Raw genomic sequence first — 20,271 nt, 5'->3', positions numbered from 1 at the left:
CTCAGCCGCGAGAGGAAGGTCGCAAGCGCCAGCGACAGTGATGGACGTCGAGGGCGGCTCTCATCGCTGAAAGCGCGCCTCGAGCTCGAGCGAGGAGGAGGGCGGCGCGCCGTAGCTGACCAAGCGAACCTCTAGGTTCTGGCCTCGGAAGAGGTCCAAGGCGCGATACATCGCTTCATCAATCCAGGCGTCCCGATTGCCGAAGGCGCCGCCGCCGAGCCGGGTCAGCAGCACGGTTTTGGATGCGCCACGCTTCGCGTTGAGGAGCGCCGCCCAAAGCGTCGCCTCGTAGGCCGCTTCGAGGACGAGCTTAGCAAACGGACCCCAGAGCTCCGCCGGTCGCACGCCATAGGCGACGGGCAGGGCTGAGCAGAACGCCTGTGAGACCAGCTGAACCTCAGGGCCGGGGTGCTCGGTGGCCTGGACGTCCCAATGAAGCCCGATCTGCAGCCGCGACCGAAGCCGGTCGAGATTGGTCTCGTCCAGCGCCGCGAGATGCTCAGAGATCGCACCTAGGCCCGACCGCGTGCAGAGCGCGTAGCCGTTCTGCATCGTCCACAGCTCGTCGCGCGGGCGATCGAGCGCATGCGACAGCGCCGCGCCCATGCTGGCCAGTCCGTCGAGCTGGCGGCGCGCGGTCTGGCCAAGCTCGCCGCCCACAGGCGCGAAATAGTTGCGGTAGATGGTGGCGGCGCCTGCGGCGATGGCGCAGGCTGGCCCTTGGGTGGCGTCATAGGCATAGCGGGTGACGCCGTCTTCCGGCGACACGTCCGGCCCGACCATCTCCAGCAGGTTGAACTGCGAGGCGACTTGGAAGAGCGCGCCCGCATGCTCCTTCGCCTGGTGCATCTTGCGAACGTCGCCGGAAACATTTCGGACAGCCAGCTGGCCGCTGGCGCGGGACAGTCGCAAAGCCCGCTCCCGCAGCTCGCCAAGCGAGGCGAGCTCCAAAGAGCCGATGTGGTAGGCGGCGCCATTCACCTGCGAGCGAAGGCGATCGCCCTCCACGGCCAGCTTCTGGCGGGTCGCTTCGTACGAGCTTTCGGCGAAGCCGGTCAGTCGTTCAAACCAGGTCATGGTGGTTCCCCCGACGTCCCTCAGGCCACGAGGGCTTCGCCGGACGCCGAGCCCGACTTGCGGCCGACGCGCAGGAGCGCGCCCACGAGCGGCATGTGGATGAAGAGCTCGTCGCACGCAGCGCCCGTCGCCGCAGTGACCGCCTGAGCATAGAGATCGAGCTGAGCCCCGTAGCCGACCGCTTGGTCGGCCCAACGGTCGCGCGATCCGGGGAAGCTCTTGTGGTCGATGATGGCGTAGCCGGCCTTGCTTTCGATCAGCAGATCGATGCGGCCGACGACGAGTTGGTCACCGAGCCGGGCGTGCACCGGCGCCTCGTGCAGGCGTCGGGCGCCCGGCCAGCGTCCCTCGATGGCGACGGCCAGGCGTTCGGACGCCTCGCAGACGTGCCGGGCCTCGACCTCCGTCACGCCCCATCGATCGAGCGTGCCTTGGGCGCGCTCGAGCCGTGCTGCGAGCGGCGTCGACAAATCATCGACGGCGAGGATCGCGTGCACGGCCTCGCCGACCCGGAGCATGTCCGGCGAGCCGGCCAGCGGAATGCGCGGCCCGATCTCGATCCGTTCGAGGACCGTGTATTCGGATTGGGCCGCTTCGCGGCTGGGCGTGCGGAACAGAGGCGATCGCGCGGCGGGCGCGCTGCCGGCCAGACGCACGAAAGTCGGCGTCGCCGCCGTTGCCGCAGTCGCGGCGTCATCGCCCTCGAAGACGCTGTGTCGCGCCGGGAAGGAGACGCCGCCCACAATAATGGGCGCATCTGTTCCGCCGCCGAGGCGCATGCGGGGCTCGGCGTCGAGGCCGGCGTCAAGCACGCGCAGCCATTTGTCGGACTCGTTCGCGGCGCGCGCGAAGACGAGGTAGTCGCGCGCCCGCGTCATGCCCACGTAAAGCAGGCGCGTTTCCTCCTCGCGCGCTCTCACGGTCGCCACTTGGCCGACGTCGGAGGCGAGCGCCGCCTGGGTGAGCCGGTCCTCGGGCTGGGATCCGAAGGGCCAGTGCCAGTAGCGGATCCAGCGATTGGCGAGCGGTTTGCGCCAATCGATCTCGCCGTCCGCCTCCGCCACCGCCTCGAAGAGGCGAGGTTGGGGAGATCGGTGGAGGTCGAGCAGGACCACGAGCGGCCACTCCAGCCCTTTGGCGCGATGGTAGGTCAGCACCTGCACCACGTCGGGCTGCAGGCTGGGCGGCCGCAGCGGATTGGCGCTCTTCAGGGCCAGGCTCAGGCCGGAGGCCGTCGCCGGCGCGCCAGATCCCGTACACTCGGTTTCGTAGGCGCGGGCGAAACCCCGGAGCGCCTCGAGGTCGTCGAGCCGAACCGCACAGTCGCCCCAGCTCTCCACGAGCGCCATCACCTCGGGGATCCCCATGATGGCGTCGATGAGCTCGGCGGGCGTCAGCGCCAGGATCTGTTCTCGAAGCGCAGCAAGCGGCGCTGCGATCGGCACGACCTCGGCGAGCGCGGCGTCGGGCGCTTCGGCGCCCAACGCCTGCAGCCAGGCGTCAGAGTCCTCAGTTGATCCGAAGAAGCGAGCGAGCTCAGCGAGCGCCAGGCGGTCCGTCGCATCCGCCGTCCAACGTAGCGCCGCGGCGATCAGCTGCACGTGGGCGGTCTGGGCCAGGCCTTCACGCTCGACGCCGACCTTGATCCCTCGGGCGGTCAGGGCGTCGGCGATCGCCGCGACGTCCTGATTGCGCCGGCAGAGGACGGCGATGTCGCCGGGGCGAACCGGACGCATCGCGCCGGTCTTCCGATCCTCGACCAGCCACTCCGCTGCGCTCGCAAGCGTGTCGCGGATGGCGCAGGCCAGCGCCTGAACCCGCTTGGCCTGCGCGCCTTCCAGCTCCCACACGGCGAGCGGCGAATGGTCGAATCGATCGTCCTTGCGATCGACGGCTTTGAACGCGTGCTCCTCTTCCGGCAGGCCCATGGCTTCGAAGGCCGGCTTGAAGGCGGCGTTCACCAGGTCGATGACGCCGCGGCGGCTGCGATAGGAGGTCGCGAGCACCTCGGGTGGCCCATCCCTCAGGGCCATGACGCCCTGGAATGCGGCCTGGGTCAGCGCGCTGTCGGCGTTGCGGAAGCCGTAGATGGCTTGCTTCGGATCGCCCACCCACGTGCTCGCCTCCACCGCTTCGGCGAGCGCGGTGAAGATCGCCACCTGCAGCGGGCTGGAGTCCTGGAATTCGTCGACGAAGACGCGCCGCACGCGCTCCGCGAGCCGGGCCCGCGTCTGGGCATTGTCCAGAACCTCGAGCGCAAGGGTCTCCTGGTCGGTGAAGTCGACGAGGCCCCGCTCGGCCTTGAACTCCTGATAGGCCTCCAGCGCGTCCGCCGCGCAGGCGAAGACGCCTTTGATGAAGCGCTCACACTCGGCCCGGAGCTGTGGATGCTCCCAATAGCGGAGCGCCCAAGCCTTCACCTGATCCAGTGCGTCGGTGAAGGCTTGGCCGTCCTTCTTCGCATAGGCCGCCTTCGAAAGCCGGACCCATTCCGGCCAGTTCAGGCGCTCGCCGCGTTGCAGCTTGGCGTGCGCCAGGCGCACCGCGCTCAAGGTCCCGCCGACGGTGGTGCTCGGCTTCGCTGGCGCATTGGCGACCGCGGCCGCAATTGCAGCCTTCAGCTCGCGGTGCACGGTCTCTGTCGAGCTCTGATCAGCGGGGGCGGGTAGCAAGGCGAGGAAGCCTTCCGCAGACCGCTCACCGTTCGACCGAAGGTCATCGACCGAAAGCCCGTTGGCGCGGGCGAGCTCGATAATGCGTTGGACGTCGGACTGCCAATCCAAACCCTTGCCGTTCCGCTTTGGGTCGAACTGCCCGAAAGCCTCTGCGAGGTCATTCAGCTCGGGCGCGTGAGCCTGGATCGCCTGGTCAGCGGCCGCGGCGAACACCCGGCCGACGGAAGTCTCGGCGATCACCTCGGTCTGAGGCGAGCGGCCGAGGTCGAGCGCGAACTCCGCGGCGATCTGGCCGCAGATCGAGTTCACGGTGCCGAAGCGGGCGCCCAAGAGTCGGGAGGCCTTCTCGGCCTGGCCATCCCCAAAGAGCTTGGCGCGCGAGCGTTCGATGAGCTCGTCGGCGGCCTTCACCGTGAAGGTGGTGGCCATAAGCTCCTCGGGCTCACGGTCGGTCACTTCAAATGCGATTTCACCGACGATGCGGGTCGTCTTGCCGGCGCCGGCTGAGGCCACGACGCACTGGATGTGGGCCTTGCTCATCTTCAAATCTCCAGCGCGCCGACGCGGCAAAGCGCGGTCATTTCGCAGTATTTGCAGGGCTCATCGCCCGGTCCGAAACCGAGCTCGTTGAGCTCGGCAGGCATGGGAGGGCGCAGGCCCATGGCGAACCCCCGGCCGGCCTCGGCTTCTTTGCGCCAGGCGCTCCACCCGGCGCGGACGGCATCCCATGTTTCCGGCAGACCGCGCTTGGCTTCGAGGGGCTCGTCGGAGAGGCCGCTTTGGGCGTCGGCCAGCATGCGACGTTGGCTCAGCAGGTAGTATGCGCCAGGTGCCGGTGCGCCGGCGTCAGGGTCGGCGATTGCGCCATAGGCCGAGAGCTGCACGGAACGGCCGGCGATCAACTCCTCGCGCCGATGCTTCGGACTGCGCGTCCATTTGAGGTCGACGACGGCCGGGCCGCGATCATTCTCCACGAGGAGGTCGATGCGCCCGCGGATCTTGAGCCCGTCACCGAGGTCGGATGAGCGGGCGAGCTCGGTCCCCACGACGGCGTAGCCGCGCCGGCCAAGCGTTGCTGCAAGCTGCGAGAGCGCCGCAGGCACCTGAGCGCGGGCGCGGGTCAGGTCGCCCGCGAACTCCGGCTGAAGCAGCGGGGCGGCGATCGCCGTCACGACATCTTCGAAGAGCGCCGCAGCCTCGGCCGCGACGGTCTTCGCATCCTTGAATGGGCCGGGCTGAAGCACCCGGTTGGCGATCTCGTGGGCGACGTTGCCGATGAGCTGATTGGGGTTCGGAATGTCGCCCACGCTGCCGCCTGACAGATAGGCGACGTCGCGCAGCAGCCAGCGCAGCTGGCAGTCCAACAAATGCTCGAGCGTGGTGGGGCTTTCTTGACGTTCCGCCAACCGTGCGACGAGCCCTTCCGGAAGGGCCCAGGTCGGCTGCGGCTGCGGCGGGCGAAGGTCGTGCGTGGCCCGTCGAGCGAGGGTTCGGCCCGCCAATATGGATTGCGGTTGCTCGAGGAGTTGCTCGGCGCGCCAGCGAACGGCCTCACCGCCCTTTCGGAAAAGCGGCTGGAGCTGGTGGGCCAGCAGATGGCTCACCGTCTCCTGGTCGGCCGAGAGCGCGGGCCTGACGAAGATGAGGCGCGAAGTCGCCATGTGGGCGGCGTTGGCGTAGCTCCAGCTCAGCCGCTCGGCGGCGAGCTTGGGCGGATCGAGCTCGCAGCCTGCAGCCTTCAGCCTGGCGAGTTCGGACTGGTCCCAGGGCGACGGAGGGATCTTCGGACCAGGGCCGACGAACCCCCACCAGACGATGTTGCGGGCGGGCCGCCAGACATTGGCGGCGGCTTGCACTGAGCGCAGAGCCCCGGCCTCGGCGATGTGGCCCGGATTGCGGGTTCCTTCGCCCATGGCCTCGGCGATCATGCGGTCGAGGAGGAGGCCCGGAAGCTGTGCCTCACCCAGCTCGCCGATCGCCTCCATGAGAGCGCTGGCCGCGCTGGCGAGCTTGAGAAGCAGCGGATCGCCCCCCCCAGCGTCCGCCTGGATCGCCCACTCCGATACGCGTGCCGCGATGGCGCGGGCGTCAGCCTGGCTCATCCCCTCCTTGCGATCGAAGAGACCGCCCTCGGTCCATCGCCGCCAGCGGGAAAGGCGCTTGCGCACCTGCTCCTCGGCGTCCGCCGCGCCCTCGAACCGCTTGGCGAGGTTGTCTTCGATCGCGGTCCAAGCCTTGGCCCAGTTCGCGCCGCCCAGGCCCGGTTCGCGGCTCAGGGCATTGGCGAGGCGCCCGGCCGCGAAACGCCCGATCGGCGGTCGTGGCAAGAGAAGGAGGTCGAGGAGCGGCTTGGGATTGAACGGCCGCCAAGCGATCGCGAACACCAGCGGCAGGATTTGAAGCGCGCCGCGCCAGGGCGATGAGGCCGACTGCCCGAGCGCGGGCAGCCCCCGCGAGCGGAACGCCTGATCCAAGAGGGCGGAGTCGTTATCCGGGCAGAGGATGACGGTGCCATCGAGTGCGCCTTCACCGCCGGCGACCAGCCATTCGGCCACGGCTTCGGCCGCCATGAGTGCGGTGTCGGCTTCGAGAAGCGTCAGACTGCCGTCTCCAGTGAGCGGCTGTGGCGCCTGGCCAGAGAGGAAGGCCTGCAGCCGGCCCAAATCGCCGTCGGGCGCAAGGGGCGCGGCGGGGAGCTGGCGCACGGTGACGCCGCACTGCGCCAGCGCGCCGATGACGGCCCTCCAGGCGTGGGGTAGAAGGTCGATCGGCTCGATCAACTCAAGCGCGCAGAGTTCAAGCTTCGGACGGCTCTCGAGCACGTCCATCAGGCGCCGAACGCGGTCCGCCATACCGCGCGCAAGAGCGCCGCCAGCGTGTTCGGCGAGAGCCATATCGTCGAGGCGCGGCGCGCCGACGGACTCGCCGCGCCAACCGGCCAGGGTGAGCTCGTCGCGCCAGCCCAGGAGTAGGCGGGCGGTGGCCCAGGGATCACGGGCGAAGGAGGCGGCGTAGAACGCGCTCGGTCGCTCAGCAATCGCTTCGCGAAGCTTCTTCACATAGGCGGCGATGCGGACGGTCTGGCTGGCCGACGGCTCGGTCAGGCCAAGCTGGACTTCCAGCGCCTGCGCAAGTCCCGCGGGCCCGGCGACGGACGCGTTGACGACCCCTTGGCCTGCGCCAGGGAAGTCCGGATAGGTTCTAGCGTCGGCGTTCAGGCCGAAGACGAGCTTCATAGGCACCTCGTTTGGCGAAGGTTCGGGAGAGAGCTTAGAGGAGTGCTGCGACAGGTTTGGTCGCAGGAAGCTGCGGGTCAGCAGAACGACTCCGTCCGCTCGATGGCCCAACTCAGCTCGATCGGCAGGCTGGCGTCAGGTCCCATCCGCTACACTGGGTCAGATCCGGTCGTGGTGGCGGCTGGCGCGTAGATCTCAGCGAGGCCGGCTCTTGTTCGATGCCCTTTGGGCTTCTTGCATTCCTCGCAATTCTTCTCCCCCCTCGCTTCATGTTTTCGTCCGCGCGCGACCAGGACCGTATCAAGGCTGCGCGGCGTCCAATCGTCTCCTTGCGTTTGCGCGTATTGGGCAAACGCGTCGCAGAAACCTGCGTAGGTCGAAACGTTCCCCGTCTGACCAACGCATTTGAGTCCGGCCCTGGCGAACTTATCCATGATCGGGAACGCGTTCGGGCGATGGAAGTGAAGATACTTTGAGGCGAAAGAATCGTGGTTCCGGGGCCTCCAATTCCCGTCCTGCGCCTCGCGTGACCAGGAACGGGTGGCTGCGACGATTTCGCTGACCAAGTAGCCGTGGGCACTCACTACGGACTCCAGAATCTCCGGCGAGAACCGACTGCCAAAATCTATGCTCGCCAGCATCTCGTCCAACTTCGAATTCGCGAGATACTCCCCGATGGTTCTTACGAGCGGGGTGTCGGTCATAGGTTTACCTGCGCCCCGCGCTGGAGAGGCGGCGTAGATGCGGCCAATGGCTGTCACTTTGCCCGCAGCAACATAAGAGCTGTCATGGCCGGGGTGGTCGCGACACATGGCGTAGAGAATTTGATTCTCGAAAGGGCCGGCGAATCCTTCATTGCTGCAGTAATCTGTCCACGTCGGCGTCATACTTGGGCTTTCATGTCGTCGATATTGCTCTGCTGCAGTCCCTGGTGGTCCGTGCCATCCTATCTATAGCCCCGCGCGGCACCGAGGTGCTGGTGAAAGCTGCATCCGGAAAGTCCGGGGTGCCCTCCCGGGGGCGAGTGCGCGAGCTGCACGCCGAAGCGTTAAGACCGCGCGTGGTCGGGCTTCAGGTACTCATGGTCTGCCGAAGCCGGCGTCCACTCAATGCCGGCGGCGTGCAGCCGAGCGTAGACGTCGTCTCCCACCTGCCATCCCGCTGGCATCGTCTGCCGCAACCCAAGCTGAGCGCTGGAATCGAGCCGTGCCGCCTCATCCTTCGTAATCAGGACGATCTTGACGTGCTCACGGATGAACGCGGCGACAGCCGCGTCCTTCTCCCCCGCTTCAATCATGTTGTGGCAATGCTCAATGACGACTCGCCGCGGGACGACGTGTTCTCGTCGACCTCCGCCGCTCCAGGCCTTCGAACGGCCCATGACAGTTAGCTCGTCCGGCAACAGCAAGGCTTCGAGCAGCCGCGTATCCGAACTGCCCTTCTCTTCATAAAGGCCGCGGATGTGTTGGGCGACGCGCAAGCTCGCACGCTCCAGTCGTTCAGCGTCAGAGAATTGGCGGCGCATCGCGATTTTCCGTGGGCTCCCATCAGGCAAGAAGATCAGAGGGGCGACGCCTGCACGGGCCGGGAAGGGAGCGCCCGCATCTGCAGCTCAGCTTGGGCGCGGTCCACAACTTCGCGTTCCATTTCGGGCTCTTCGACCAGCCATTTGAGATAGTGGACGGGAGGAGCGGACCAGTCCCTCCCCTTATATTTTCCGAACGGAATCCGCTGGAGTGGGCGAGCGGCCTTGCTCCAGGCCAGCAGATCTTCCACCGAGGCCTGCTGCAGTAGCTCGATGAGGATGTGGGCCGTCACCCAGGCGTCCGGCGCAGCCCGGTGCGGCGGCATCGCAAGCTGCGGGTCGAGCCTGAGACCACGCCAATAGCGCAGCACTTGGTTTGAATGGCCAGGTGCGTCCGGCCAGGCGTGTCGCGCCGCTCTCATGGTGCAGATCCAGGCGAGGGGGCCGGTGACGTTCCTCGAGATGTACTGGCTTTCGAACGAGGCGTTGTGGGCCACAAGCGCATCCGGCGCAGGCGAGGATCTGACGGCTTCGATCAGGGTGGCGTCCGTGCAGGGCGCGTCGGCGACAGCGAGGTCATCTGGAGTCAGATGGTGGATGGCCATGGCGTGCACCGAGATCGCGCCTTGTGGGCGGAACAGCCGCGAACGGGGTGCCTCCACGCGCCAGGTACCCTCGTGCGCGACGACGTCGACCGTGCCGATTTCGATGATTTCCTGTGGCTGAGCGCCGGTGGTTTCGATGTCGATCACGCGTAGACGCATGCGGTCCGCCTTCCTTGTGCGACACAAATCTTGGAGCTTTCCTACGTCAGAATTGGACGTAATTCTGTCCGGTTCACTAAGAAACTTGCCGGCCTCCTGGTCCGCGACGAACCTACGAGGTCGCCCACGGCGAGTTGCGCGGCCACGTCCCGGCCAAGTACTTCAGCGAGGAAGGCCGGGGCTGCGGCGGTCGGCTTTATGGCTATTTCCGCGAGTCGCGGGTTCGGAGCCTCTATGACGACGTCCCCTACGAGGGGCTGAGCACCTTGCGGGCGTGGATCCGCCTGATCGACGGTGGCTATGCCGGCCCGGAACAGCGGCTGATCGACGACCTGGTCGCCAGGAACGCCAACGTCATCGACGTGGAGACGGAACTGCCGCCCTGGGGGCGCCGCAATCCCGCGCTCGCCATGGACCTGGTCATGATCGAGGGGCGCCGGATCGTCTTCGGGAAGGCCAAGGCCGACGGGGTGACGAAGTTGCTCGACGATTGCCGGGAGTTCCTGGTTCAGCATGTCATCGCTGGCGCATCGCCGAGGCTTATCGTGAAGCTGCGAAGGTGCTGGTGCGCCTCCGCGCCCTCGCCGACACAGTGGCGTCGCCGCACTTGCTTGGCGCGAAGATCGTCGCGGCCACGGACGGCACGGATCTGGAAGTCGCCAGAGAGGCGGCGCTCGTCGTCCTCGACGAGACGCCGCCAGCTACGCCGTGAACCAGGCGTAATTTGTCGCCCCAGGGCGCGCCTACTGCGGCCCCGGGCGGGCCGGGGTGTTGGCGTCGGCCCCGTCGGGGAGTTGCTGGTCCTGGGCCGCCTGCTGCAACTGCTCCTTGCCGTCGCGGTAGCAGGTCTGGTCGGCGGGGCTCATCTTATAGCCGTGCGCTACGGCGAGGTCATAAAGCTCAATCTTGGCGCCGGCCCATTCGTTCATCACCTGGAAGGAGGCCGGCGCGTCGTCGGTCCCGGTGCGATGGCAGACGTCCAGCGCCATGCGCACGACGCCGGCGACGGTCTTGTCGGCGGGCACGTAGATGGCGTCGAGGTCCTTCGGGAACTCGCTCGCCGAGATCGCCGCTGAGGCTGGCGCGGCGGTCGGTCCTGCAGCCTGCGCCGGCGGCGTCGGCTTCGACGGTAAAGTGTTGATCACCTCAGTCAGGAGCGACCAGGTCGATGCGGCGTCGAGCTCCCGGCCGGCGATGATCGAGCGGTCGGCGTAGAGGCCCTTGGGGCCGCATTGGAACGGATTGTCGGTCACGCCCCTGAGCCAGGCCTTGGTCTGGGCCTCATCGATGGGACGCAGGGAAATCGAGTTCACCGTCGTGGTCCCCGAGAGCTGGTCGGCGACGGTCTGGCGCAGGATGTAGCCCGCCGCGCTCTTCTCCCAGGAGAGGGTGGCGTTCGGCTTTGTCATGGCCTGCACGAGGTTCGTCAGGCTCGCCCCGAAGATCGACGGATAGCCCGCAGGCGCGGCGGAGAAGATGCAGGCGGACGCCAGGTCCGGCGGGACGCCGAGGCCCTCCACCGCCGTCGCGGCGTTGTTCGCCGCACCGTCCTTGTTGCTGCAGGCGCTGAGTCCTGACGCGGCGGCGATGAGGAGTACCCCGGCTAGGACGACATGCAGGTGGCCGCGAACCGTCTCCGCCGCCGTCGGTCCTAGCCCCCGGGGCGGTCCGTCCTGGCGGACGGCGAGCCTGCGCCGCTCGGCCTTTAGCCGCCGCGCGCCCTTCAGCGCTTGGAAGGCGTAATAGGCGCCCGCCACGCCGCCCAGCACCCACCACTTGCTTTGTTTCCCCTGGAGGAAGCTCAGGAAATCCCAGAGCGTGAAGAGGGTGGTCTGACCGAAGACCAGCAGCACCGCCCAGGTCCGCTGCGAGATCCAGATCTCTACCCCCAGCCAGACAAAGAAGACGCCAAGGGCGCCGTAGGCCGCCAGGACCGGGTTCAGGCCTGCGCCGGCCGAGCTCGCGCCGATCAGGGGCCAGGTCTCGACCGCCCAGGACGCGAGGAGGTAGCCGACCGCGACCGTGCCTGCGGTGCGTACCTCGCTGGGCGTAGGCGCGTGCTCGTTCGATGGACCCGACGTCTCGTTGTGCTGGGACTTCATGCCGCCTCCGATTTTAAACGAAATGCTACTTAACGGCTGTAGCCGTAAAGTCATCACCATTCGAACCATCGCCCCATGTCGGGCGCGCAGATCGGGGAGCTTCGGCGGGTGGTGGCCGCGAACGTCCGCCGGCTGCGCAAGGCCAAGGGGCTGAGCCAGGAGGCCTTCGCCGACGACTGCGGGCTGCACCGGACCTACATCGGAGCCATCGAGCGGGCGGAGCGGAACGTCTCGATCGACAACATCGAGCGGCTGGCCGGGGCGCTGGCGGTGCCCGGCTACGAACTCCTGAAGCCATAGCGACGACAGCCTCGGCCTGCGCTGCCGCAGCACGGGCGGCGATGATCGGCGGGGCGGGCGAACGTCGCGCGCCACGCCGGCAGCGCGGGCCGGAACTTCGAGCAGCCGCTCCACCTATTGGGGGGACTAGGTGGGCCTCCTGAAGCCGGAGGTGAGCGCGAGACATGACCCTGCAAAATGGTCCTGGGACCAAACCGAATCGTCGCGCGCGGCATCGGTCTTTTCGGCTGAGCGCGGCGGGAGTCAGCTGGGTCGGCCTGGTTCGGCGCCCGAACGAGGATGTCGCCTCGGTGAACGGCGAACGGGTGGGCGCCCTGGCGGCGAAGACCTGGGTCCGCCGTCGCCATGTCCTGCTCGTCGCCGACGGCATAGGCGGCCATGCAGGCGGCGAGGTCGCGAGCGACCTAGCGGTGCGCATCCTGGAGGCGCAGGCTGCGGACCTGGCCGATCGGGAAGCCGTTACGGCGCTTGTGCAGGCCGCGAACCGCAGAATCTATGAAGCCGCCGACCGGGTCCCCGAGCTCCGCGGGATGGGCACGACGATCGCCGCTGCGGTCGCCAGCGCGGCCGAGGTGCTCTGGGTCAATGCCGGCGACAGCCGGATCTACCTGGTGACCCGCTCCGGCCTGCGCAGGCTCTCGGTGGACCACGCCATTGGCTCGGCGCTGACCCAGGCTCTCGGCGGCGCCGACCATTTGACCGAGGTGGTCCCGGCCTCCGGCGTCGCCCCCTGGGGGCCCGGCGACCGCATTCTCCTGTGCTCGGACGGGTTGACGGACGTGGTCGACGACGCCGAGCTCGAGGCGGTGCTGCAAGCCGGGCGCGATGACGTTGTGGCGGCCCGCGACCTCCTGCGCCTCACGCGCGACCGGGGCGCGCCGGATAACGTCACCCTGCTCATCGCCACGAACCAGGGCTGACGTGACCGCCCAGCACACCCCCGGGCGCGGCCGACCTCACCACCGCGGCCGCCCGCGCAGCGGGCCGTAGCCCGGCCGCGGCATGCGGTTGGGCGCGACCTGCCGGGGGGACTGCCGCAACGCGGCTGAGCCGGGCAGGCGGGTCGGCGCGACGCCGCCCAGGCAGAAGTTCGCCGGCGGGCTGTTCTTGCCCTCCTTGAACCAGCGCAGCAGCTGCACGACGGTGTCAACCTGGTCGTCGTGCGGCCCGTTCGGGAACTGCAGCGCCTCCTCGATGAAGGCGCGGCGCCACGGCTCGTGGACGGGCAGGTGGACGCGGCGTTCGGCAAACACCTCGAACACCGACAGCAAGCGATCCAGCTTCGACTGGCTGGGCTTGGGGATACGCACCAGCCGCACGCCGATGGATTGCAGCGAGGAGATCAGCGCCACGCCCAGGGCGGCGTCCTCGACCAAGACGCGCGCCTGGGGGTGCTGATTGATGAGCTCAATGGCTTTCGCCTTCAGGGCCTCGTAGTCGAGCCGACCGCGCCAGATCTGCGAGATGTAGAGGTTGTGGTTGTAGCGGTGGACGACCGCGCAGGCGCTGTAGGAGTTGGTCTCGCCGAGCCCGCCGCCGGCCAGATCGAAGCTCAAGTAGGTCTCGAACGGCAGGTTCGGCAGAATCTCATAAGGCGTGAAGTGCCGCTCCTCTAGCACGCCCTCGCCGGCGCCGACGGGCGCCTGCTGGTACTGCGAGAGCCAGACGAAGGCCGGGATCCGCCGGCGCAGCGCCTCGACGCCGCCCTCGCCGTAGTGCCCCGTGTCCAGCACATGGCTCGCGGGACGCACCCAGGGCACGCCGCCGATGTCGAAGGTCTGGGGCTGCTCGGCCACCAGCGGCAGGCAGATGACCTTGAACTCGCCGGCGGCCTGCAGGCGGCTGGCGAGGTCGTCGGGATGCATGCGCTGCATCACCAGCACGATCACGCCCTCGGCCTGGCTGTTCAGGCGCGACATGAACTTCTGCACCACCAGGTCATAGGCCCGCTGGCGGGCGGCGGCGGACTGCACCTCGCCGGCGTCGTGCGGATCGTCGATGATGATCCAGTCGGCGCCGTGGCCCGTCACCCCGGCCTCAAGGGAACGGGCGAAGACGTGGCCGCCTGCCGTGGTCTTGAAGTCGCCGGCGCGGTTGTGCGCGGGGTCCAGCCGGGTCTGCTGGAAGACCCGCTGATACCAGTCGGCGGCCAAGAGCTTGCGGATCGCCTCGGTGTGGGTCAGGCCGAGGGTCTCAGCGTGGGTGATGATCATCGCCTTGAAGCTCGGCCTGCGGCCCAGCATCCAGGCGGTCGTCGCCACGACCGTGACAAAGCTCTTCAGGGACCGCGGCGGCGCATTGATCATCAGCCGCGAGGTCTGACCCTCTGCCGCCAACTGCATCTCCGCGGCGAATAGCTCGATGTGCCGGCCGGGGCGGGGCGGCTGGCCTTCCAGGTATTCGAACGCCTTTAGGGTGAAGGCGTAGAGATCCTCGCGCAGCAGGGCGTCGAGGGTGTCCTGGGAGTAGGGCGAGGTCATGCCTTGCCCTCAGTCTCGTCGCTTACCCCGGGCACGGACGCGGCCGGCGCCTCGCGCGCGGCCGCGCGCGCGAGGAAGTCGTCGAGGATCTGCCGGTCCGCCTCGGCGAGCGGGGCCTGGGCCTCCGCCGCAGGCCCGGGCGTCTCCTCCGTCGCCTTGGCGACCAGGGCGATGAGCAGGCTGGCGGCCCGCGCATCGCCTTTCAGGGCCTTGGCCACCAGCGCCTTCAGCATAGCCCGCTGCTTGGAGACGGTGAGCTGCCGCTCGCCCTCGCGGATGCGGATGGTCTCGCCAAGCTCCTCGGTGAGGTCCGTGGCCAGGTTCTTGGTCCCCTTCGGCCGGCCCTTGGGGTTGCCCGACTGGCCGGACTTGAAGCGGCTGGCCTGGGGCGGCCGGCCGTAGCCGACCGCGTAGTCGCCCTTAGGCTTCGTCATGGACGGGCTCCATGGCGAGGAGGGCTTCTTCACGCGCATCGAAGCGCACGCTGGTGTCCGCCAGGATGGGCATGCGCCCGGTCTCGGCCAGATAGCGGCGCAAGATCACGTCGGCGTAGGCCAGGTCGAGCTCCAGGCCGTACCCCCGCCGGCCGGTGCGCTCGGCCGCGATCAAGGTGGTGCCGGAGCCCAGGAAGGGATCGAGCACGATCTCGCCGCGGCTGGAGACGTCCTTGATGGCGTCGGCGACCAGGGCCGCGGGCTTCACCGTCGGATGTAGCTTGATCAGCTCGTCGCGCTCGCCGCCCACGGCGTTCATGCCGCGGTAGGTCCAGAGGTTGGAGCGCGAGCGGCCCTTCTGGCCGAGCTCGAAGGTGTTGGTGTGCGGCGCCGAGCCGTGCTTGGCGATCCAGACCAGCTCGTGCTGCGAGCGGTAGAAGGTCCCCATGCCGGCGTTGGTCTTGGCCCAGACGCAGAGGTTCATCAGCGTCAGGCCCGCCGCAGCGATCGCCGCCAGCACCTCGGCGGAGTGGCGCCAGTCCATGCAGACGTCGAGGATCGCGCCGTCGACCAGGTGCGGCGTCAGCGCCGACAGCGCCTGGGTCAGGAAGGCGACGAACTCGTCCTCGGTCATCTCGCCCGAGGCCATCTCGAACTCGCGATGGCGGCCGCGGCCGGCGACGAAGCCGTCGATCGCGACATTATAGGGCGGATCCGTGAACACCATCCGCGCCCGGTCCTCGCCCATCAGGCGCGCGAGCGCGGCGGCGTCGCGGGCGTCGCCGCAGACCAGCCGGTGCTCGCCGAGTAGCCAGAGGTCGCCCGACTGCGCGACCGTGGCTCCTGCCCGGGGAGCCGGCGGCGCGTCCTCGACTTCGCCGGAGCCGGTCTCGTCCTCGATGGCCAGCGCCATGTCGATCTCGACGGCGTCGAAGCCGGCCAGTTCGACGTCGAAGCTGAGCGCTAGCAGCTCGCGGAACTCCGAGGCCAGCGCGGCCTTGTTCCAGGCGGCGTCCTCCGCCAGGCGGTTCAGGCCCAGGCGGATCAGGCGCAGCTCCTCGGGACTGCGGCCGTGGACGACGACGACCGGGACCTCGTCGTAGCCCTGCTGCTGCAGGGCTTGGGCGAGGGCGACGCCGTCGACGATGCGGCCGGCGGGGTCGATGAGGATCGGCCGCAGCGGACCATAGGCGCGGGTGAAGGCGGCGATCTTGCGCTGCTGGGCGCGGTTATGGACGCGGAGCGTCTGATCCAGGCCGGAGAGCTCGGCCAGCTTTCGGTAGTCGATTTGCAGGGTGTTGGGCATGGGCGTTCGGAGTTCCGCCAGCCGCGACGGAGGCCCGCCGCGGCCGGATAAATGAAGGGATGGGGAAGGGACGAGCCGGGCCTGGACGGCGCAGGGCCGCCCAGGCCGACGACCGGGGTTAGGACTCGTCGTCGTCAGACGGGTCCAACGGCGCCTGCAAATAGTGGGCGGCGAAGACCGCCGGCGGCAGCTGGTGGCGCAGCATGGCGATCCGCATCTGGGGCCACGCCACAGGATCGAGCAGCTTGCCCGTGAAGAACTTCACGCCCCGCTCGCCCAGCTGGAAGATGACGTCCTCCTGGGCGATGACCGGGAAGCGCCAGGTCGTGTACCGCTTCTGACCTTGCAGGCGGGCGGTCGCGTCGTCCGGATGCAGCCGATGGGTGACCAGCACGATCGAGCCGATCGCCGGGACCTTGGCGCAGGCCGCTTCGATCAGGGCGAAGGAGGCGTCGCGGGCGGCTTGCGTCGCGACGTCGGCCTGGGCCTGCGGGGTGTCGATCACCAGCAGCTTGGTGCGACGGTCAACGGAGCGCTCTTCCAGCGTGCGGTAGACGATGCGGCCGCCAGCCGTGGTTTGCAGCACCGACGGATCATCCGTCGGCGCCAGCTTCACCTCAGGGAAGATCTGAGCGTAGTCCGGATGCTCGATCAGGGTCCGCGTCAGGTCCGCCATGGCGGGCGGGGTGATCACCTCGATCTGGATGCTGGGGTTCCAACCAAGGCGCCAGGCCGGCTGGACGACGACCTCCATGAACGCCCCCGCCGACGGCGGGGCGTTGATGATGTCGCGGCGGCCGTGCGTCGTCGCGCGGTGGGCGATGAGCTCGGCCTGCACGCGGTCCAGCACGCCGTCCGTCAGGCGGACGCCGTAGAGCTGGTCCAGGAAGTAGGCCGCGAAGGCGTAAGGGGAGTTGCGCAGGCGCTTCGAGATCAAACGCACATTATAGATGAGAGACATATAGATGCTCCGATGGGGAGCCGGCGGGGGCGCCTGTCAGCAGGCGTCGTGTTCCCGCCAGCTGTCCCGAGGGGGTTCAGCTGACCCCCATGGCGGCCATCACGTGTTTAACACCTATAAAAATGGTAGGAATTAAGGGCGCTGCAGTTTCCGATAGGCGTCAATGACGCGCGCCTCGAAGGTCTAATAAAACAATAAGTTATTCAGGATCTTCGCCCAAGTCGCGGGCCAAAGCCGCCGCTTTCCGGCACAGAACCTCGATTTCCCTGCGGCGGTCTGCCGCAGCTTTTTCCGTCGCCATCGCCAGCGCCGCTTCCAGCACGGCCCAAAGGCGGGTCAGAATCTCGTCCTGGGAGGGGGGCGGCGGGCGTCTCGGCATGGGTGCTGTGGCGCTCTGGTCGGCCGGAAAGTCCAGTCGTCCAGAAAGGCGTTCGGGCGCCCGATATTCCGCTGGACTTCAATTGCCGGCAGAGCGGTAACGGTCCGGCGCGGAGACGCGCACAGCCCCGGTCGGGGCCTTTCTCGGTAGCGGCGGGCGTCTCCCGCCGCCCTGAGAAAGGAGCCCTTATGACCCAACCCCACCTCACCGACGGCCAACGCGCCGTCCTGACCCGGGCGGCGGCCGTCGAGGACGGCGCCGCCGACACCTTCGAGGGCGACGCCCGGACCGTGGCCGGCCTGGTGCGCCGCGGCCTGATGATGCGGGTCCCGACCGCCGACGGGCCTGGGCGCGTCATAGTCACCACGGCGGGGCGGGCACTGCTGGCAGGCGAGACGCCCCTGGCGCCTACGCCGGCGGCGACGATCGTGCTGGCCTCTGCACTCGCACCGCCCCAGGCTCCGGCCTCCAACCTCAAGGGGCCTGGCGGCAAGCTCGGGACGTTGATCGCCCTGCTGCAGCGGCCTGGAGGTGCCACGATCGATCAGCTCTCCGCCGCCACCGGATGGCAGGTCCACTCGGTGCGCGGCGCGATCTCCGGCGCTCTGAAGAAGCAACGCGGGATCGCCGTCACCTCGGAGAAGGTCGGTGGCGTGCGGGTGTACCGGGCCGCGGGTGCGGCGGCTTGAGCCGGCCGGTGGCTCAGGCCGCGCTCGAGGCCCGCATCGCCGAGGAGGTGCGGGCGCTCGGCTTCCTCGAGCTGGAGGCGCTGCGGGCGGAGTGGCGGCGAAAGTGGGGGGAGCCGCCGCGGTTTCGGTCGCGTGACCTGCTGGCGCGGGCCATGGCCCACAAGATCCAGACCGCGGCCTTCGGCGACCTGCCTGCGCCGGTGCGACGCAAGGCCAGGGACTATGCCGATCGTTTCAGCGCTGACCGCAAGTTCACGCCGGTCGCCGGGCCGAACCTGGCGCACGGCGCGTCGCTGATCCGGGAATGGGGCGGGGTCCGCCATGAGGTCGCGGTCGCCGCCGACGGCTTCATCTATCAGGGCCAGACCTTTGGCTCGCTCTCTCAGGTCGCGCGCCGGATCACCGGCACGAAGTGGAACGGCCACGTCTTCTTCGGCCTCAAGCCCCGGCCGGCGAGGGCGGCATGAGCAAGGTCCTGCGCTGCGCGATCTACACCCGCAAATCCAGCGAGGAGGGGTTGGAGCAGGGGTTCAACAGCCTGCATGCCCAGCGCGAAGCCTGCGAGGCTTATGTCCTGTCGCAAGCCGGGGAGGGGTGGAGCGCGCTCCCCATGGCCTATGATGACGGCGGCTTCTCCGGCGGATCGATGGAGCGGCCGGGCCTCCAGGCGCTTCTCGCCGACATCCAGCGCGACCTCATCGACATCGTCGTCGTCTACAAGGTCGATCGGCTCACCCGCGCGCTCAGCGACTTTGCGCGCATGGTCGAGCTGTTCGACGCGCGCGGCGTCAGCTTCGTGTCGGTGACCCAGGCGTTCAACACCACCACCAGCATGGGGCGGCTGACCCTGAACGTGCTGCTCTCGTTCGCCCAGTTCGAGCGCGAGGTGACCGGCGAGCGCATCCGCGACAAGATCGCGGCCTCGAAGGCCAAGGGCATGTGGATGGGCGGCCGGCCGCCGCTGGGCTACGACGGGGTCGACCGCAAGCTGGTGATCAACAGCGGCGAAGCCGACGTCGTCCGCCACATCTTTGGCCGCTACCTGGAACTGGGATCGGTCACGGCGCTCGAGCCGGATCTGCGGGCCCGAGGCGTGGTCTCCAAGCGCTGGGTCAGCAAGCAGGGTCAGCTCGTCGGCGGCGGCGAGTTCAGCCGCGGCGCGCTCTATCACCTGCTGAGCAACCCCGTGTACCGCGGGGCCATCCGGCACCGCGACCGGCTTTATCCTGACGCCCATGCGCCGATCATCGACGAGGCGACGTGGGCGGCGGTCCAGGCGAAGCTGGCCGCCAACTGTCCCGATCATCCGCAATCGCCGCGCACGGAGGCGGACGTGATGCTGCGCGAGTTGGCCTTCGACGATCGCGGCAACGCCATGCGGGCGATCCACACCAAGCGCGGCGACAGGCGCTATCGGTATTACGCCGTGGATCTGCGCGATAAGCGGCGGACGGCCGGGAGCCTGCCCAGGCTCGCCATGGGCGTGCTGGACAGCTTTGTCGTCGATCGCGTCAGCCCGCTTCTGGCCCGGGGGTGGGAGCCGGATGCGGCGATAGAGGATCGCACCCGCACAGCGCTCCTGCGGGTGACGGTGGGCGAGGACCGGATCGTCATGACGCTGCGTCCTGAAGCGGTGATCAGCGAGGTGGCCGCCGGCAGCGATGGGGACGACGGCTGTGAGGTCGCGGTGGCGATCCGGTTGAAGCGCCGGCAGGGCGCGGTGTTGATCGAAGCTCCGCAAGGGGCCTCGCTCTCCAAGGCACGGATCGATCGCGCTCTGGTGCGGGCGGTCTGCCTGGCCCGGCGCTGGGCCGAGCTGCTCGCCAACGGCGAGGCGGCGTCGACGCGGGACCTCGCGATCCGCCATGGCCTCTGCAATCACTACGCTGCCAAGCTGCTGCCGCTCGCCTGGCTCGCGCCGGATCTGACGGCGGCGATCCTTGAAGGCCGGCAGCCGCCGGCGATCACGCTGGCCGGTCTGACGCGCCAGCCGCTGCCGCTGGACTGGGACGAGCAGCGGCGGCTGTTCGACGCCGTCGGCTGACGATCGCCGCGCCCAGCGGGGCGGCGATTCTGGCTCCCTGCTGGGCGCCGATGAATTCCCTGCAGCTTCCGCGCTGAACCGGGGAAAATTCCCTGTTCGGGCTGTAGGGAATTAGCTTCTCAAGGCATTGAAGGTGTTGCGCTTCCCCCGGCGGGCGATGCCTGTCGAGGCACCGGCCGTTGGCAAATTCCCTGTAGATTCCCAGCAAGCAGGGAAATCCGGACCCTGGGGGCGAAACCTACACTTTTGAAAACGGCCGAGAGACGCGGGGCGGAGAACCCGGCGATTGGGCGCTATTC

At 68.5% G+C, this 20,271-nt stretch carries 18 protein-coding genes; 6 read left to right on the top strand and 12 right to left on the bottom strand.

The window, feature by feature from the left end; all coding sequences use genetic code 11:
• Window positions 1-60: 60 nt before the first annotated feature.
• The 7 genes from ACE3TA_RS21740 to ACE3TA_RS21710 all read right to left on the bottom strand — a co-directional run bounded on the left by ACE3TA_RS21740 (window position 61) and on the right by ACE3TA_RS21710 (window position 9,792).
• Complete coding sequence (locus tag ACE3TA_RS21740) at window positions 61-1,077, bottom strand: hypothetical protein (RefSeq protein ID WP_374576428.1); 1,017 nt, start codon at window positions 1,075-1,077, stop codon at window positions 61-63.
• Window positions 1,078-1,097: 20 nt separating this feature from the next.
• On the bottom strand, window positions 1,098-4,292 hold the full coding sequence (locus ACE3TA_RS21735; protein ID WP_374576427.1) for a UvrD-helicase domain-containing protein: 3,195 nt from the start codon (window positions 4,290-4,292) through the stop codon (window positions 1,098-1,100).
• A 2-nt stretch (window positions 4,293-4,294) separates the two neighbouring features.
• A complete protein-coding gene (locus tag ACE3TA_RS21730) occupies window positions 4,295-6,988 on the bottom strand; it encodes a PD-(D/E)XK nuclease family protein (protein ID WP_374576426.1) in 2,694 nt (897 codons plus the stop codon).
• 149 nt (window positions 6,989-7,137) lie between these two features.
• On the bottom strand, window positions 7,138-7,875 hold the full coding sequence (locus ACE3TA_RS21725; protein WP_374576425.1) for a hypothetical protein: 738 nt from the start codon (window positions 7,873-7,875) through the stop codon (window positions 7,138-7,140).
• 161 nt (window positions 7,876-8,036) lie between these two features.
• On the bottom strand, window positions 8,037-8,513 hold the full coding sequence (locus ACE3TA_RS21720; protein ID WP_374576424.1) for a hypothetical protein: 477 nt from the start codon (window positions 8,511-8,513) through the stop codon (window positions 8,037-8,039).
• 35 nt (window positions 8,514-8,548) lie between these two features.
• On the bottom strand, window positions 8,549-9,265 hold the full coding sequence (locus ACE3TA_RS21715) for an exonuclease domain-containing protein (RefSeq protein ID WP_374576423.1): 717 nt from the start codon (window positions 9,263-9,265) through the stop codon (window positions 8,549-8,551).
• A gap of 53 nt (window positions 9,266-9,318) precedes the next feature.
• A complete protein-coding gene (locus ACE3TA_RS21710; RefSeq protein WP_374576422.1) occupies window positions 9,319-9,792 on the bottom strand; it encodes a hypothetical protein in 474 nt (157 codons plus the stop codon).
• Between the two features lie 44 nt (window positions 9,793-9,836).
• Here ACE3TA_RS21710 and ACE3TA_RS21705 point away from each other — a divergent pair, with 44 nt between their 5' ends.
• Entirely contained in the window at window positions 9,837-9,989 is a 153-nt protein-coding gene (locus tag ACE3TA_RS21705; RefSeq protein ID WP_374576421.1) for a hypothetical protein, read from the top strand.
• Between the two features lie 31 nt (window positions 9,990-10,020).
• Here ACE3TA_RS21705 and ACE3TA_RS21700 read toward each other — a convergent pair whose 3' ends face one another.
• Window positions 10,021-11,379: a hypothetical protein gene (locus ACE3TA_RS21700; protein ID WP_374576420.1), complete on the bottom strand. Its 1,359-nt coding sequence runs from the start codon at window positions 11,377-11,379 to the stop codon at window positions 10,021-10,023.
• 75 nt (window positions 11,380-11,454) lie between these two features.
• Here ACE3TA_RS21700 and ACE3TA_RS21695 point away from each other — a divergent pair, with 75 nt between their 5' ends.
• Together ACE3TA_RS21695 and ACE3TA_RS21690 are read left to right on the top strand one after the other, a co-directional pair.
• The gene (locus ACE3TA_RS21695) at window positions 11,455-11,679 is read left to right on the top strand and encodes a helix-turn-helix domain-containing protein (protein WP_374576419.1); all 225 of its coding nucleotides are present in this window, start codon (window positions 11,455-11,457) and stop codon (window positions 11,677-11,679) included.
• A 164-nt stretch (window positions 11,680-11,843) separates the two neighbouring features.
• The gene (locus tag ACE3TA_RS21690; RefSeq protein ID WP_374576418.1) at window positions 11,844-12,599 is read left to right on the top strand and encodes a PP2C family serine/threonine-protein phosphatase; all 756 of its coding nucleotides are present in this window, start codon (window positions 11,844-11,846) and stop codon (window positions 12,597-12,599) included.
• A gap of 36 nt (window positions 12,600-12,635) precedes the next feature.
• Here the strand turns inward: ACE3TA_RS21690 and terL are convergent, their stop codons facing one another.
• The 4 genes from terL to ACE3TA_RS21670 form a co-directional block, all read right to left on the bottom strand.
• Window positions 12,636-14,159, bottom strand: a complete 1,524-nt coding sequence (terL, locus tag ACE3TA_RS21685) for a phage terminase large subunit (protein ID WP_374576417.1) — start codon at window positions 14,157-14,159, stop codon at window positions 12,636-12,638.
• Window positions 14,156-14,593, bottom strand: a complete 438-nt coding sequence (locus tag ACE3TA_RS21680) for a DUF5681 domain-containing protein (RefSeq protein WP_374576416.1) — start codon at window positions 14,591-14,593, stop codon at window positions 14,156-14,158. The genes terL and ACE3TA_RS21680 overlap by 4 nt, the downstream gene beginning before the upstream one ends.
• Window positions 14,580-15,899 (bottom strand): DNA modification methylase, encoded by a 1,320-nt coding sequence (locus ACE3TA_RS21675; RefSeq protein ID WP_374576415.1) that lies wholly within the window; start codon window positions 15,897-15,899, stop codon window positions 14,580-14,582. Before ACE3TA_RS21675 ends, ACE3TA_RS21680 begins: the two co-directional genes overlap by 14 nt.
• Before the next feature lie 118 nt (window positions 15,900-16,017).
• Window positions 16,018-16,860, bottom strand: a complete 843-nt coding sequence (locus ACE3TA_RS21670) for a hypothetical protein (RefSeq protein WP_374576414.1) — start codon at window positions 16,858-16,860, stop codon at window positions 16,018-16,020.
• A 567-nt stretch (window positions 16,861-17,427) separates the two neighbouring features.
• On the opposite strand from ACE3TA_RS21670, the gene ACE3TA_RS21665 reads away from it, so the two are divergent.
• The 3 genes from ACE3TA_RS21665 to ACE3TA_RS21655 are packed head-to-tail and all read left to right on the top strand — an operon-like array spanning window position 17,428 to window position 19,972.
• Window positions 17,428-17,928 carry a DUF3489 domain-containing protein gene (locus ACE3TA_RS21665; protein ID WP_374576413.1) on the top strand — a complete coding sequence of 167 codons (501 nt, stop codon included), beginning with the start codon at window positions 17,428-17,430 and terminating at the stop codon, window positions 17,926-17,928.
• Complete coding sequence (locus tag ACE3TA_RS21660; RefSeq protein WP_374576412.1) at window positions 17,925-18,395, top strand: DUF2924 domain-containing protein; 471 nt, start codon at window positions 17,925-17,927, stop codon at window positions 18,393-18,395. Before ACE3TA_RS21665 ends, ACE3TA_RS21660 begins: the two co-directional genes overlap by 4 nt.
• Window positions 18,392-19,972, top strand: a complete 1,581-nt coding sequence (locus tag ACE3TA_RS21655) for a recombinase family protein (RefSeq protein WP_374576411.1) — start codon at window positions 18,392-18,394, stop codon at window positions 19,970-19,972. Before ACE3TA_RS21660 ends, ACE3TA_RS21655 begins: the two co-directional genes overlap by 4 nt.
• The last annotated feature ends 299 nt before the right edge of the window (window positions 19,973-20,271 follow it).

The organism is Phenylobacterium sp., assembly GCF_041916435.1.
Classification (GTDB): Bacteria; Pseudomonadota; Alphaproteobacteria; order Caulobacterales; family Caulobacteraceae; genus Phenylobacterium.
This window is presented reverse-complemented; position numbering and strand designations above follow the sequence as displayed.

What these genes read in the sequence shown, in the direction of transcription:
- ACE3TA_RS21665 (WP_374576413.1), top strand. Translation starts at nt 17,428, where the DNA reads ATGACCCAACCCCACCTCACCGACGGCCAACGCGCCGTCCTGACCCGG.
- ACE3TA_RS21670 (WP_374576414.1), bottom strand. Translation starts at nt 16,860, where the DNA reads ATGTCTCTCATCTATAATGTGCGTTTGATCTCGAAGCGCCTGCGCAAC.
- ACE3TA_RS21700 (WP_374576420.1), bottom strand. Translation starts at nt 11,379, where the DNA reads ATGAAGTCCCAGCACAACGAGACGTCGGGTCCATCGAACGAGCACGCG.
- terL (WP_374576417.1), bottom strand. Translation starts at nt 14,159, where the DNA reads ATGACCTCGCCCTACTCCCAGGACACCCTCGACGCCCTGCTGCGCGAG.
- ACE3TA_RS21720 (WP_374576424.1), bottom strand. Translation starts at nt 8,513, where the DNA reads ATGCGCCGCCAATTCTCTGACGCTGAACGACTGGAGCGTGCGAGCTTG.
- ACE3TA_RS21675 (WP_374576415.1), bottom strand. Translation starts at nt 15,899, where the DNA reads ATGCCCAACACCCTGCAAATCGACTACCGAAAGCTGGCCGAGCTCTCC.
- ACE3TA_RS21730 (WP_374576426.1), bottom strand. Translation starts at nt 6,988, where the DNA reads ATGAAGCTCGTCTTCGGCCTGAACGCCGACGCTAGAACCTATCCGGAC.
- ACE3TA_RS21740 (WP_374576428.1), bottom strand. Translation starts at nt 1,077, where the DNA reads ATGACCTGGTTTGAACGACTGACCGGCTTCGCCGAAAGCTCGTACGAA.
- ACE3TA_RS21725 (WP_374576425.1), bottom strand. Translation starts at nt 7,875, where the DNA reads ATGACGCCGACGTGGACAGATTACTGCAGCAATGAAGGATTCGCCGGC.
- ACE3TA_RS21655 (WP_374576411.1), top strand. Translation starts at nt 18,392, where the DNA reads ATGAGCAAGGTCCTGCGCTGCGCGATCTACACCCGCAAATCCAGCGAG.
- ACE3TA_RS21680 (WP_374576416.1), bottom strand. Translation starts at nt 14,593, where the DNA reads ATGACGAAGCCTAAGGGCGACTACGCGGTCGGCTACGGCCGGCCGCCC.
- ACE3TA_RS21735 (WP_374576427.1), bottom strand. Translation starts at nt 4,292, where the DNA reads ATGAGCAAGGCCCACATCCAGTGCGTCGTGGCCTCAGCCGGCGCCGGC.
- ACE3TA_RS21695 (WP_374576419.1), top strand. Translation starts at nt 11,455, where the DNA reads ATGTCGGGCGCGCAGATCGGGGAGCTTCGGCGGGTGGTGGCCGCGAAC.
- ACE3TA_RS21690 (WP_374576418.1), top strand. Translation starts at nt 11,844, where the DNA reads ATGACCCTGCAAAATGGTCCTGGGACCAAACCGAATCGTCGCGCGCGG.
- ACE3TA_RS21710 (WP_374576422.1), bottom strand. Translation starts at nt 9,792, where the DNA reads ATGCTGAACCAGGAACTCCCGGCAATCGTCGAGCAACTTCGTCACCCC.